This is a genomic window from Citrobacter sp. TBCP-5362 (assembly GCF_005406305.1).
GTDB classification, from domain to species: Bacteria; Pseudomonadota; Gammaproteobacteria; order Enterobacterales; family Enterobacteriaceae; genus Citrobacter_B; species Citrobacter_B koseri.
On record NZ_CP040234.1, the window covers coordinates 485,212 to 498,752 of the forward strand.

A 13,541-nucleotide genomic window follows, 5' to 3' on the forward strand; every position below is an offset into this window, starting at 1 on the left:
TGATGGCGACGCAGGCGCGTCTTATCAGGCCTACAACAGTAACTAACGAGTAGCAAAACGATGAGTCTGAACCTGGTAAGTGAACAATTGCTAGCGGCGAACGGCCTGAACCATCAGGATTTGTTTGCCATTCTGGGCCAACTGGCCGAACGCCGTCTCGATTACGGCGATCTCTATTTTCAGTCGAGCTATCACGAATCCTGGGTTTTAGAAGATCGCATCATCAAAGATGGTTCTTACAACATCGATCAGGGCGTTGGCGTGCGCGCTATCAACGGTGAAAAAACAGGGTTTGCCTATGCCGATCAGATCAGCCTGCAAGCGCTGGAGCAGAGCGCGCAGGCCGCGCGTACCATCGTGCGCGACAGCGGCGACGGCAAAGTAAAAACACTGGGCGCGGTAGAGCACCCGATGCTCTATACCGCCATTGACCCGCTACAGAGCATGAGCCGCGAAGAGAAACTCGACATTCTGCGTCGCGTGGACAAGGCGGCGCGTGAAGCCGACAAGCGCGTACAGGAAGTGACGGCCAGCCTGACCGGCGTGTATGAGCTGATTCTGGTGGCGGCGACCGACGGTACGCTGGCGGCGGATGTGCGCCCGCTGGTGCGTCTGTCTGTCAGCGTGCAGGTAGAGGAAGACGGTAAACGCGAGCGTGGCTCCAGCGGCGGCGGCGGTCGTTTTGGCTATGACTTTTTCTTAGGCGATTTGGACGGTGAAGTACGCGCCGATGCCTGGGCGAAAGAGGCAGTGCGCATGGCGCTGGTGAATCTGTCGGCGGTTGCCGCTCCGGCGGGAACATTACCCGTTGTGCTGGGCGCGGGCTGGCCTGGCGTGCTGCTGCACGAAGCGGTAGGCCACGGACTGGAAGGGGATTTCAACCGTCGCGGTACGTCGGTGTTCAGCGGCCATATCGGTGAACTGGTCGCGTCTGAACTGTGTACCGTGGTTGATGACGGCACGATCGCCGATCGCCGTGGTTCGGTCGCCATTGATGATGAAGGTACGCCGGGCCAGTACAACGTGTTGATTGAAAACGGCATCCTGAAAGGGTACATGCAGGATAAACTCAACGCGCGTCTGATGGGCGTTGCGCCGACCGGTAACGGACGTCGTGAATCATATGCGCATCTGCCAATGCCGCGTATGACCAACACCTATATGCTGGCCGGGAAATCCACGCCGCAGGAGATTATCGAGTCTGTGGAATACGGTATCTATGCGCCTAACTTTGGCGGCGGGCAGGTGGATATCACCTCCGGGAAGTTTGTGTTCTCGACTTCAGAAGCGTACCTGATCGAAAACGGTAAGGTGACGAAACCCGTGAAAGGGGCGACGCTGATTGGTTCTGGTATCGAAGCGATGCAGCAGATCTCTATGGTCGGGAACGATCTGAAACTGGATAACGGCGTTGGCGTCTGCGGTAAAGAAGGGCAGAGTCTGCCGGTAGGCGTGGGCCAGCCGACGTTAAAAGTGGATAACCTGACCGTGGGCGGCACCGCGTAAAGTCGTTTTGTAGGCCCGATACGCCGTTACGTTATCGGGCATTTTGCCGGGTGCGGCGTGAACGCCTTATCCGGCCTGCCTGTTCTGTAGTCGGGCCGTTGATCACTTCTCTTTCCCTCGACCGTACATTCCCTGAAATAACTGCGCGACATCGACAAAATAGTCTGTCAGATAGTTAATCACCACCTGCACCTTCAGCGGCAACTTATCTTTTTCGGTATACAGCGCGTAAACCGGGCGTGGATCGGACTGGTAGCGGGGCAGCAGGATCTCCAGCTCTCCGCTGTTGATCTCATTGATCACCCACATCAACGGAACGTAGGCGATCCCGGCGCCTGCGGTCAGCCAGCGGCTGAGCGTCATCGGATCGTTGGTGACGAAGCGTCCTTGTGGGATCAGCCGGGTGGAGATCCCTTCCGGCGCAATCAACTCAAACTCGTTATCCGGGCGCACGCTGTATTCCAGCCATGAGTGATTGCTGAGATCGGCAGGTTTTTCCGGCACGCCAAATTGCGCGAGATAACTTTTGGCGGCGCACACCACCATCGGCATTGCCCCCAGACGGCGTGAAAACAGGCTGGAGTCCTGCAACGCACCGACGCGAATCACCACGTCCAGACCATCGGCGATCAGGTCCGGCGCCGGGATGCCGGTCACCAGATTAACCGTCAGGCCAGGGTACTCTTTCAGCATTTTGGCCGTTAACCCGGCGAGGACATTTTGTGCCATGGTTGAAGAACAACCAATTCGCAAGGTGCCGATAGGCGTGTTGTTGAAGGCATAAAGCTGCTCATGGACATCCTGCACTTCGTGCAGCATCCGACGGCAACCCTGATAATAAATTTTACCGGCCTCGGTCAGCCCAATGCTGCGCGTACTGCGGTTTAGCAGCTTAACCTGTAGCTCATCTTCCAGTTTTGCCACGGTCTGGCTGATAGAGGAAACGCTCATTTGTAGCTGTCTGGCAGCGGCGGTAAAGGAGCCAAATTCAACGACTTTGGCGAACACCGACATGCGTTTTAATCTTTCCATTATTCACTCTGGCTTAAAAGTGATTTAGATCACATATTATAGATAACAGCATAACAGTTACGTTAATATATTATTATTCAAATAACCGCTATGCCGCTCTCGCCTGGCTTTCCACGCCCTTCCCTGCGGTGGCATTGGCTGAAAACTGTATCGCCTGCACTCTCTTTATAAATCAAGGTCAACATGAGTCTGTTTCCCGTTATCGTGGTGTTTGGTCTCTCCTTCCCACCGATATTTTTCGAATTGCTTTTGTCACTGGCGATTTTCTGGCTGGTGCGCCGGATGCTGGTTCCAACCGGCATTTATGACTTCGTCTGGCATCCGGCTCTGTTTAATACCGCGCTGTATTGCTGCCTGTTCTATTTAATATCGCGCTTGTTCGTTTGAGGTAGAAGTGAAAACACTAACAAGAAAACTCTCTCGTACGGCCATCACGCTCGTACTGGTCATTCTGGCCTTCATCGCAATTTTCCGTGCCTGGGTCTATTACACCGAGTCGCCGTGGACGCGTGACGCGCGCTTCAGCGCCGACGTGGTTGCCATTGCGCCAGACGTCGCGGGTCTTATCACCAACGTGAGTGTGCATGATAACCAGCTGGTGAAGAAAGACCAGATACTGTTCACCATCGATCAGCCGCGCTATAAAAAAGCCCTCGAAGAAGCGGAAGCTGACGTTGCCTATTACCAGGTGCTGGCACAGGAAAAACGCCAGGAGGCTGGCCGCCGTAACCGCCTTGGCGTCCAGGCGATGTCGCGTGAAGAGATCGATCAGGCCAATAACGTTCTGCAAACCGTATTACATCAGCTTGCCAAAGCGCAGGCGACGCGCGATCTGGCAAAATTAGACCTCGAACGTACCGTGATTCGCGCCCCTGCTGACGGTTGGGTCACCAACCTGAACGTCTACACCGGCGAGTTTATTACCCGTGGCTCAACGGCGGTTGCGTTGGTGAAACAGCACTCTTTCTACGTGCTGGCCTATATGGAAGAGACCAAACTGGAAGGCGTCCGTCCAGGCTATCGCGCAGAGATAACGCCGCTTGGCAGTAACAAAGTGTTGAAAGGCACCGTTGACAGCGTGGCGGCTGGGGTCACTAACGCCAGCAGCACGCGTGACGCCAAAGGGATGGCGACCATCGACTCCAATCTGGAGTGGGTACGTCTGGCGCAGCGTGTTCCGGTACGTATCCGTCTGGACGATCAGCAGGACAACCTGTGGCCTGCCGGGACAACCGCAACCGTTGTGATTACCGGCAAGCAGGATCGAGATGAAACGCAGGACTCCTTCTTCCGTAAAATGGCGCACCGTCTGCGCGAGTTTGGTTAATCACCATGGGTATCTTCTCCATTGCCAACCAGCATATCCGCTTTGCGGTAAAACTGGCATGCGCCATCGTCCTGGCGCTGTTTGTTGGCTTTCACTTTCAGCTTGAGACGCCGCGCTGGGCGGTGCTGACCGCCGCGATTGTCGCCGCAGGCCCGGCATTCGCCGCCGGCGGGGAACCCTATTCCGGCGCGATTCGCTATCGCGGGATGCTGCGTATCATCGGGACATTTATTGGCTGTATCGCCGCGCTGACCATTATCATCACCATGATTCGCGCGCCGTTATTAATGATTCTGGTGTGCTGTATCTGGGCGGGATTTTGTACCTGGATCTCCTCGCTGGTGCGGGTTGAAAACTCCTATGCATGGGGGCTGTCCGGGTATACGGCGCTGATCATCGTCATTACCATTCAGGCGGAGCCACTACTGACGCCGCAGTTCGCGGTTGAACGTTGCAGCGAGATCGTGATTGGTATCGTCTGCGCTATTATGGCGGATCTGCTCTTTTCGCCGCGTTCAGTGAAACAGGAAGTGGATCGTGAAGTCGACGGTCTGCTGGTGGCGCAATACCAGCTGATGCAGCTGTGTATTAAGCACGGCGACAGTGAGGAAGTGGACAAAGCCTGGGGCGATCTGGTGCGGCGGACGGCGGCGCTGGAAGGCATGCGCAGCAATCTCAATATGGAGTCATCGCGCTGGGGGCGCGCCAACCGCCGCCTGAAAGCGCTGAATACGCTCTCGTTGACGCTGATCACCCAGTCCTGTGAAACATACCTGATTCAGAACACTCACCCGGAGTTGATCACCGACACCTTCCGCGAGCTGTTCGAAACGCCCGTCGAAACCGCGCAGGACGTACATAAACAGCTTAAGCGGATGCGCCGCATCATTGCCTGGACCGGCGAACGTGAAACGCCCGTAACCCTTTACACCTGGGCCGGTGCGGCGACGCGCTATCTGCTGCTAAAGCGCGGCGTGATTGGCAACGCCAAAATCAGCGTGACGGAAGAGGAAGTGTTGCAGGGCGAGCCCGTCGTGAAGGTGGAATCTGCCGAGCGCCATCACGCGATGGTTAACTTCTGGCGTACCACGCTGTCCTGTGTGCTGGGCACCTTATTCTGGCTGTGGACGGGCTGGACGTCGGGAAGTGGCGCGATGGTGATGATTGCGGTCGTCACGTCGCTGGCGATGCGCTTGCCCAACCCGCGCATGGTCGCAATCGACTTTATTTACGGGACGCTGGCGGCGCTGCCGTTGGGTCTGCTCTATTTTTTAGTGATCATCCCGAATACGCAGCAAAGCATGTTGCTGCTGTGTCTGAGCCTGGCGGTGCTGGGATTCTTTCTCGGGATCGAAGTCCAGAAACGGCGGCTGGGTTCGATGGGGGCGCTGGCCAGTACCATTAACATCATCGTGCTGGACAACCCAATGACCTTCCACTTCAGCCAGTTTCTTGACAGCGCGCTCGGGCAGATTGTGGGGTGCATGATGGCGTTTATCGTCATTCTGTTGGTTCGTGATAATTCACGTGACAGAACCGGACGTGTGCTGCTTAACCAGTTCGTTTCCGCAGCGGTGTCTGCGATGACCACCAACGTTGTGCGCCGTAAAGAGAACCACCTTCCGGCGCTGTATCAGCAGTTGTTCTTGTTAATGAACAAATTCCCGGGCGACCTGCCGAAGTTTCGTCTGGCGCTGACGATGATCATTGCGCACCAACGTCTGCGTGATGCGCCCATCCCGGTCAATCATGATTTATCTGCTTTTCACCGCCAGCTCCGGCGTACGGCCGATCATGTGATTTCAGCCGGAAATGACGATAAGCGTCGGCGCTACTTTGGACAACTGCTGGATGAGCTTGATGTCTATCAGGAAAAATTGCGAGTCTGGGAAGCGCCGCCACGGGTTACGGAGCCGGTAAAACGACTATCCGGCATGTTGCACAAATATCAGCACGCCTTGACGGATAACTAACACTCAGGAGCCGACGCCAAAAGCGTCGGTTTTTTTGTGGCTATACTTATCTGACGTGCGAAAAACATGACATCAGGAGGAGAAAGAACCATGCAAACGCTCCAGGACAACGAACTTTTTCAGACGGGATATCTGGTTGATGGACTTTGGAAAACGCTGGATAACACCTTTGATGTTCTTAATCCGGCAACCGGTGAAACGATAGCCGCGGTTGCCAAAGCCGGTAAAAAAGAGACCGAAGAGGCGATTGCGGCGGCGGCAAAAGCCTTCCCTGCCTGGCGGGCCAAAACGGCAAAAGAGCGCTCGGCCATTCTGTATCGCTGGTATGAACTGATCATTGAGCATAAATCCTGGCTGGGCTGTCTGATGACCACTGAGCAGGGGAAGCCGTTGAAAGAGGCAGAAGGCGAAGTAGAGTACGCCGCCAGTTTCATCCAGTGGTTTGCTGAACAGGCGAAGCGGGCAAATGGCGAAATAATCCCGCCGATCAAACCCGGATCGCGGATCTTTGCCACCCGTGAACCGATTGGCGTCGTGGCGGCGATTACGCCGTGGAACTTCCCGATGGCAATGTTGACCCGTAAATTAGGCCCGGCGCTGGCGGCAGGCTGTACGGGGGTCATTAAACCGGCGAATAACACGCCGCTTAGCGCATTCGCCTTGCTGACGCTGGCGAAGAAAGCTGGCGTACCTGACGGCGTGCTGAACGCCGTCGCGGGCAATACCCCAGAGATCAGCGACGCCATTATGGCCAGCCACGAGGTACGCAAAATCTCCTTTACCGGATCGACCGCCGTTGGGAAAACGCTGGTGCGTAACGCGGCTGACACGATGAAGAAAGTCTCGATGGAACTGGGGGGCAATGCGCCGTATATCGTGTTTGACGATGCGGATATTGACGCTGCGGTACAGGGGGCGATCGCCAATAAATTCCGCAACGCGGGGCAGGTGTGCGTCAGCGTTAACCGTTTCTATATCCATGAGTCGGTCTATGACGAATTTACCCGCAAGCTGGCGGATGCCGTACAAAAACTGAAGGTCGGAAACGGTCTGGAGGAGGGCGTGATCGTCGGCCCGCTGATTGAACCGGCGGCTGTCGATAAAGTGCGTGAGCACGTTGAGGACGCTATCGCAAAAGGAGCGAAGGTGCTGGCAGGCGCTAAAGCGCATTCGTTAGGCGGGAATTTCTGGCAGCCCACCGTACTGGGCGACTGTAGCGATGGGATGAAACTGGCCAGTGAAGAGACCTTCGGGCCGGTCGCGGCCTGCTTTCGTTTTACCAGTGAAGAAGAGGTCATTCAGCGCGCCAACAATACGCCGTTTGGCCTGGCGGCTTACTTCTACACGCAAAATTTACAACGCGTATTCCGTGTTTCCCAGGCGATTGAAAGCGGCATGATTGGGATTAATGAATGCGCCGTATCAACCGAGCTGGGGCCATTTGGCGGGGTGAAAGAGTCGGGTCTGGGACGTGAAGGATCGGTGCTGGGGCTTGAAGAGTTTCTGGAAGTGAAGACCCTGCACATCGGCGGCCTGTAATGTGACTGCGTCGGGGATGGTGGCTGGCTATGAACATCTATACCTTTGATTTTGATGAAATAGAAGACCAGAACGATTTTTACCGCGAGTTTACGCGGATGTTTGGCCTTGCCAGAGAGAAAGTCGGCGATCTTGATTCTCTATGGGATGCTCTCATGAGCGAGGTGCTGCCATTGCCGCTGGAGATTGAGTTTGTTCATCTGCCGGAAAAACTGCGCAGGCGTTACGGCGCGCTGATTTTGCTGTTTGATGAAGCAGAAGAGGAACTGGAAGGACAGCTGCGGTTTAATGTTCGCCATTCGTGACGACAAACATAAAAAAGCCCCCGGCAGTCGGGGGCAAGTCGTCGGACTAGACGACGAGGGTTTATTTGTAAAGTTCTGCCGTAGCGTGCCAGTTGTCGCCGCTACGTGCTTCAGTAATCTGATAGGCGGATGCGCCGTTCGCTTCTGCTTTTTTGTTCAGCATTTCATGCATATCCATCGGGGAAGAACCGATAGCGCTTACGGAAACAGAGCCGATAGCCTGACGGCCTTGCGCTTGTTCTGCGTTGATGGATTCGGCTGCGAATGCGCCAAAAGAGAGAACGGACAGAACGCTTAATGCTGCAACAGTAGTTTTGATTTTCATGATTTTTACCTCGTCGAATTCTTTTATTAGGGTCTGTGTTTCGTGACCCTCATCACAAAATCAAGTATACACTAATCACGCGATTAATTAATACCACGCTAATGGTTTCATGGGTTATTGTGTGTTAATGATTTGTTTTTTTATAACCGTATGGAATTAAAAACGTGTTAAAAAGCATGCTGTTAAGATTAAATTCAATAAAATCATAAGGATATGAAATTTTGCAATTTGTGCGTTTTTTCCAATGCACATTCACCATGTAAATGATTTTTGACGGTTAAACGCACTATTTGTTAAATGACAGGCAGTGAAAAATGACGGCAGAAGAGGTGACGGCAGGTTTTTTCCCCGTCGCGCTTAACGACGGGGAGAAGGGATTACAGCTCTTGTTCGAACAGTTCCAGAATGGCTTCATACAGATCTTTCACCGTAAAGCCATTCGCGGGGGTAGTGAAAATGGTGTCGTCACCGGCAATGGTCCCGAGGATGCCTTCCGCTTTCCCCAGCGAGTCCAGCAGACGCGCGATCAGCTGTGCGGCGCCAGGACTGGTATGGATCACCACAACAGCATCGTTGTAGTCGATATCTAACACCAGATTCTTTAAAGGGCTGGAGGTGGTTGGCACGCCTAGCTCAGCCGGGAGACAGTAGACCATCTCCATTTTTGCGTTGCGGGTACGCACCGCGCCGAACTTGGTCAGCATGCGCGAGACCTTGGACTGGTTGATGTTATCAAAGCCCTGATCCTGTAACGCGAGGACGATTTCGCCCTGTGAACTGAATTTTTCTTCTTTGAGTAGCGCTTTGAACGCCTTGACTAATTCTTCTTGTTTAGCCGAGCTTCGCATAAGTCACCCGTAATATGAGGATGGAAACAACATTATTATGCATACAGATGAATTTTTATGCAAACAGTCTGCCTCACCGGAGGCTGAAATAATGTTATGAAAGAGCGGAATTCTATCAAATTCCGTTATCAAGAAACATGCCTGCGTCACGGCGCGCAAATAAGCTTAAAAGTAAATTAAATGTTATCAAATTGATGTTGTTTTGGAGGGGCAGTAGAGTATATTGTCAGCACCTGTTGGAAAGTTGTTCTGTGGTTCAGGCGCTTTTGAATTACGTAAATTAGCTTTTCTATTACGTAAGTTAAATGCATAAAAGCCAAATTTGCGTGACTACGCATTCTTGACGCGTGGTGGTTGTATTCATTGGATTTGTGAATTATGGTCGCCGCCGCGGAGCAACAAACACTTAGCTTATCAATATAATAAGGAGTTTAGGATGAAAGTCGCAGTCCTCGGCGCTGCCGGCGGTATCGGCCAGGCGCTTGCACTACTGTTAAAAACCCAACTGCCTTCAGGTTCAGAACTCTCCCTGTACGACATCGCTCCAGTGACCCCAGGTGTGGCCGTTGACTTGAGCCATATCCCTACAGCAGTAAAAATCAAAGGTTTCTCCGGCGAAGACGCGACCCCGGCGCTTGAAGGCGCAGACGTCGTACTGATCTCGGCTGGCGTGGCGCGTAAACCGGGTATGGATCGTTCCGACCTGTTTAACGTCAACGCAGGTATCGTGAAGAACCTGGTACAACAGATCGCAACGACCTGTCCGAAAGCCTGTGTGGGCATCATCACCAACCCGGTGAACACTACCGTCGCTATCGCTGCTGAAGTGCTGAAAAAAGCAGGCGTTTACGACAAGAACAAACTGTTTGGCGTGACCACGCTGGACATCATCCGCTCCAACACCTTTGTCGCGGAACTGAAAGGCAAACTGCCGACCGACGTTGAAGTTCCGGTTATCGGCGGTCACTCTGGCGTGACCATTCTGCCGCTGCTGTCGCAGATCCCGGGCGTCAGCTTCACCGAGCAGGAAGTGGCTGACCTGACCAAACGTATCCAGAATGCGGGTACGGAAGTGGTTGAAGCGAAGGCTGGCGGCGGATCGGCAACCCTGTCTATGGGTCAGGCTGCTGCGCGCTTTGGTCTTTCTCTGGTGCGCGCGCTGCAAGGCGAGAAGGACGTGGTGGAATGTGCCTACGTTGAAGGTGACGGCCAGTATGCGCGCTTCTTCTCTCAGCCGCTGCTGCTGGGTAAAAACGGCGTGGAAGAGCGCAAGTCTATCGGCAAACTGAGCGCGTTTGAACAGAATGCGCTGGAAGGTATGCTGGATACGCTGAAAAAAGATATCGCCCTGGGCGAAGAGTTCGTTAACAAGTAAGCGCTTTTGTGCAGGCCGGATAAGACGCGTTTGCGTCGCCGTCAGGCCTGGCGATAATGCCGGATGGCGGTGTAAACACCTTATCTGGCCTACAAGTTAACCGAGACACAGTAAAAAACCGGAGATGACTCCGGTTTTTTTATTACGTTAATTTGTCGCCGGGTATTCCTGAATGGTGACCTGGAGCGTCAGCTTTTTATCGTCACGCATCACAATCACCGGGATCACCGAACCTGGACGTATTTCAGCAACCTGATCCATGGTCTCCAGAGCGGAAACGGCAGGTTTGTTGTTGACTGAAATGATCACATCATTGACCTGAATACCCGCCTGTGCAGCCGGGCCATCCGGCGACACTTCATTGACCACAATCCCCTGGATTTGATCCATCCCGGCGCCCTGCGCATGCAGCGGCGCGATTTCTCGCCCACCGATGCCGATATAACCGCGAATCACGCGACCATCGCGGATCAGCTTATCCATAATCTTGGTCGCTAACTGGAACGGGATTGCAAAACCGATCCCTTCCGGCGTCTCGCCGTCGTTACTCTTATCAAATGACAGGGTGTTAATGCCCATCAGTTCGCCCAGCGAGTTAACCAGCGCTCCGCCGGAGTTACCGTGGTTGATGGAGGCGTCCGTTTGCAGGAAGTTTTGTCGTCCGGTTGGGTTCAGACCGATACGCCCGGTGGCGCTGATGATCCCCTGAGTAATGGTCTGCCCCAGGTTATACGGGTTGCCGATGGCCAGAACCACATCACCAATATGCGGTGAGCGTTTCGTGTTGATCGGGATTGTCGGCAGACCGCCCGTGGCATTAATCTTTAACACCGCCAGATCCGTCAGCGTATCCGAACCAACCAGCAGCGCTTCAAACACGCGTCCATCCTGTAGGGCGACGATGATCTGATCCGCATCGTTGATCACATGCTTATTGGTGATGATGTAACCGCGCTGATCCATGATCACGCCCGATCCCAGCGTACGGATCTCAAGCTGATTATGCGTGGTGCTGTTCATACTGCGGTTATAAACGTTGACGACGGCAGGCGCGGCGCGGCGAACCGCCGAATTATAGCTGGCTGGCGTCTCATCCGCGCTGTCGAATTGCGGTGTGGTCAGGGTATTTATTTTGCGCAGCGAGGGCATGGCCGCCAACAGAATGGCACCCACAATAAGACCAATTGCGACCGAACGTAAGATCTTCACAAACATGATGGAGGCGTCATTAAAAAAGGGAACGGCAGCAGCATACCACGAGTTAACCGGACATCGCACGTGGGGCTGATGTCCGGTTAACGATGACTTAACGCAGGAGCAGGTAAATGTTCTCGTTACCGCGTACGACCTGTAGCGCAATAATCGACGGTTTCGCTTCCAGCACTTTGCGCATTTCCGCAATCGAGTGCACGCGATCGCGGTTAACGCTAATGATCACGTCATCTTTGTGCAAACCGGCCTGGGCGGCGGGACTGCTTTTTTCAACGTTATCAATTTTGATTCCTTTATTGCCGTCTTTTAACTGACCATCGCTCAGCGTTGCGCCCTGCAATGCCGGGGCGATCATCTCCGCGCTGGCGGAGGATGACGTGCTGGTGTCGAGGGTGACTTCGACTTCCAGCGGTTTGCCGTCGCGTAACAGACCGAGCTTCACTTTCGTGCCGGGTTCCGTCGTTGCGATGCGTGAGCGCAGTTCGGCAAAGCTGCTCAGCGGCTTGCCGTTGAGACTGGTGATCACGTCGCCGGATTTCACACCCGCTTTCGCGGAACCTGAACCCGGGAGCACTTCGCTGATGAACGCCCCGCGCTGTACATCCAGCTTGAAGGCTTTGGCGATATCGGCGGTCAATTCCATGCCTTTAATTCCCAGCAGGCCGCGTTTAATTTCACCAAACTGAATCAGCTGTTGCGCCAGCGTGCGCGCCATATTACTCGGAATCGCAAACCCAATGCCGATGCTACCGCCGCCAGGCGCCAGAATAGCGGTGTTGATGCCGATCAGCTCGCCGTTGAGATTCAGCAGCGCGCCGCCGGAGTTGCCGCGGTTAATCGAGGCGTCGGTCTGAATAAAGTTTTCCAGCCCTTCCAGATTCAGCCCGCTCCGGCCAAGCGCGGAGACAATGCCGGAGGTGGCGGTTTGCCCCAGACCAAACGGGTTGCCTACCGCGACGGCAAAGTCGCCGACGCGCAGTTTGTCGGAGTCGGCGATGGCGATTTGCGTCAGGTTGCTGGCGTTCTGGATTTGCAGCAGCGCGATGTCGCTCTGGTCGTCGCTGCCGATCAGTTTAGCGTCAAACTCGCGTCCGTCATTTAACTGAACGCTGATCTTCTGTGCCTGATTAATGACATGGTTATTGGTCAGAACGTAGCCTTTGGCGGCGTCAATGATGACGCCCGACCCCAGCCCTTCGAACGGCTGAGAGGGTTGATCAGGCAACTCGTCGCCAAAAAACTTTTTAAACTCTTCTGGAACCTTCTGACTTTGGGTCGCGGTTCCCTCAACCTTCACGCTAATCACGGCCGGCAGCACTTTTTCCAGCATTGGCGCGAGACTGGGGAGCGCCGCCTGACCGGGAATCTGCGCGGGTATCGATGCGACGGCCTGAAACGGTGCCGAGAGCGTTAACCCGACACTTAACGCTAATGCACTTAACAACGGGATTTGTTTTTTCATGGAGCCTGCTCTCGTACCTTGAGTGAACGGAAAGACGATTCAAAACAGTTTGATGTTATTGAATTTTCGGCCTGGTAACAATGAGGTTAATGACTAAATAATAGCTGGGACAGGAGAGAAGAGACGGGCGCAATCGCTGCGCCCGAAAAATTTCTTAACGATGTGCGATTAGTCGCGTTTTGCGCCACTACGCAGCAGGCCGGAAGCGCCTTCGGAATAGTCACGCGGCATCTGGACCGGCGCCTGATCGTTACTGGCTTCAGACTCCGCCAGACGGTTACGGAACGGGTTCGATTCCGCAGACAGTTCCGGCAGCAGGCTGCTGGAGCTTTTCGCCATGTGCTGATACAGCTGACGATAATCATGCGCCATGGTATCCAGCAGCTCGGCGCTGCGGGCAAAGTGGCTGACCAGCTCTTCACGATACTCTTCCAGCTCAGCTTTATTCTTTTCCAGTTCGTACTGCAATGCCTGCTGTTGGCGTAATTTACGATTACCAAAACGCATGGCTACGGCACCAATGATGATACCGACGACTAACCCAATTAGCGCATATTCCCAGGTCATGAACATCTCCCGTTGTCTTTTGTTTCCGTAGGGTGTTGGCTTTAGGCTCCATGCCTGCGCCTGATTATGC

Annotated in this window: 13 protein-coding genes; 7 read left to right on the top strand and 6 right to left on the bottom strand. The window is 54.1% G+C overall.

Translation table 11 applies throughout. The annotated features are described in order from the left end of the window. Positions 1 to 60: 60 nt before the first annotated feature. On the top strand, positions 61 to 1,506 hold the full coding sequence (tldD, locus tag FD428_RS02350) for a metalloprotease TldD (protein ID WP_047460926.1): 1,446 nt from the start codon (positions 61 to 63) through the stop codon (positions 1,504 to 1,506). A gap of 102 nt (positions 1,507 to 1,608) precedes the next feature. Here tldD and aaeR read toward each other — a convergent pair whose 3' ends face one another. Then, the gene (gene aaeR, locus FD428_RS02355; protein WP_049010571.1) at positions 1,609 to 2,538 is read right to left on the bottom strand and encodes an HTH-type transcriptional activator AaeR; all 930 of its coding nucleotides are present in this window, start codon (positions 2,536 to 2,538) and stop codon (positions 1,609 to 1,611) included. Between the two features lie 183 nt (positions 2,539 to 2,721). On the opposite strand from aaeR, the gene aaeX reads away from it, so the two are divergent. From aaeX to FD428_RS02380, 5 genes are all read left to right on the top strand, one after another. After that, positions 2,722 to 2,925, top strand: coding sequence for a p-hydroxybenzoic acid efflux pump operon protein AaeX (gene aaeX, locus FD428_RS02360; RefSeq protein WP_000051840.1), 204 nt, complete (start codon positions 2,722 to 2,724; stop codon positions 2,923 to 2,925). Between the two features lie 7 nt (positions 2,926 to 2,932). Further along, positions 2,933 to 3,865, top strand: coding sequence for a p-hydroxybenzoic acid efflux pump subunit AaeA (gene aaeA, locus FD428_RS02365; protein WP_012135375.1), 933 nt, complete (start codon positions 2,933 to 2,935; stop codon positions 3,863 to 3,865). Positions 3,866 to 3,870: 5 nt separating this feature from the next. Then, complete coding sequence (gene aaeB / locus FD428_RS02370) at positions 3,871 to 5,838, top strand: p-hydroxybenzoic acid efflux pump subunit AaeB (protein WP_012135374.1); 1,968 nt, start codon at positions 3,871 to 3,873, stop codon at positions 5,836 to 5,838. 90 nt (positions 5,839 to 5,928) lie between these two features. Further along, complete coding sequence (locus FD428_RS02375) at positions 5,929 to 7,377, top strand: NAD-dependent succinate-semialdehyde dehydrogenase (RefSeq protein ID WP_114848377.1); 1,449 nt, start codon at positions 5,929 to 5,931, stop codon at positions 7,375 to 7,377. 29 nt (positions 7,378 to 7,406) lie between these two features. After that, positions 7,407 to 7,682: a hypothetical protein gene (locus FD428_RS02380; protein WP_012135372.1), complete on the top strand. Its 276-nt coding sequence runs from the start codon at positions 7,407 to 7,409 to the stop codon at positions 7,680 to 7,682. 61 nt (positions 7,683 to 7,743) lie between these two features. On the opposite strand, the gene yhcN is transcribed toward FD428_RS02380, so the two are convergent. Further along, positions 7,744 to 8,007 (bottom strand): peroxide/acid stress response protein YhcN, encoded by a 264-nt coding sequence (gene yhcN / locus FD428_RS02385; RefSeq protein ID WP_012135371.1) that lies wholly within the window; start codon positions 8,005 to 8,007, stop codon positions 7,744 to 7,746. A gap of 377 nt (positions 8,008 to 8,384) precedes the next feature. Continuing rightward, the gene (argR, locus tag FD428_RS02390; RefSeq protein WP_012135369.1) at positions 8,385 to 8,855 is read right to left on the bottom strand and encodes a transcriptional regulator ArgR; all 471 of its coding nucleotides are present in this window, start codon (positions 8,853 to 8,855) and stop codon (positions 8,385 to 8,387) included. 436 nt (positions 8,856 to 9,291) lie between these two features. Between argR and mdh the strand changes: the two genes are divergently transcribed. Beyond that, complete coding sequence (gene mdh, locus FD428_RS02395) at positions 9,292 to 10,230, top strand: malate dehydrogenase (RefSeq protein ID WP_012135368.1); 939 nt, start codon at positions 9,292 to 9,294, stop codon at positions 10,228 to 10,230. 147 nt (positions 10,231 to 10,377) lie between these two features. On the opposite strand, the gene degS is transcribed toward mdh, so the two are convergent. The 3 genes from degS to zapG form a co-directional block, all read right to left on the bottom strand. Beyond that, positions 10,378 to 11,445: an outer membrane-stress sensor serine endopeptidase DegS gene (gene degS, locus FD428_RS02400; RefSeq protein ID WP_012135367.1), complete on the bottom strand. Its 1,068-nt coding sequence runs from the start codon at positions 11,443 to 11,445 to the stop codon at positions 10,378 to 10,380. Positions 11,446 to 11,536: 91 nt separating this feature from the next. Continuing rightward, entirely contained in the window at positions 11,537 to 12,904 is a 1,368-nt protein-coding gene (degQ, locus tag FD428_RS02405) for a serine endoprotease DegQ (RefSeq protein ID WP_049010581.1), read from the bottom strand. A 168-nt stretch (positions 12,905 to 13,072) separates the two neighbouring features. Beyond that, the gene (gene zapG, locus FD428_RS02410) at positions 13,073 to 13,471 is read right to left on the bottom strand and encodes a Z-ring associated protein ZapG (protein ID WP_042292056.1); all 399 of its coding nucleotides are present in this window, start codon (positions 13,469 to 13,471) and stop codon (positions 13,073 to 13,075) included. Between the last annotated feature and the right edge of the window lie 70 nt (positions 13,472 to 13,541).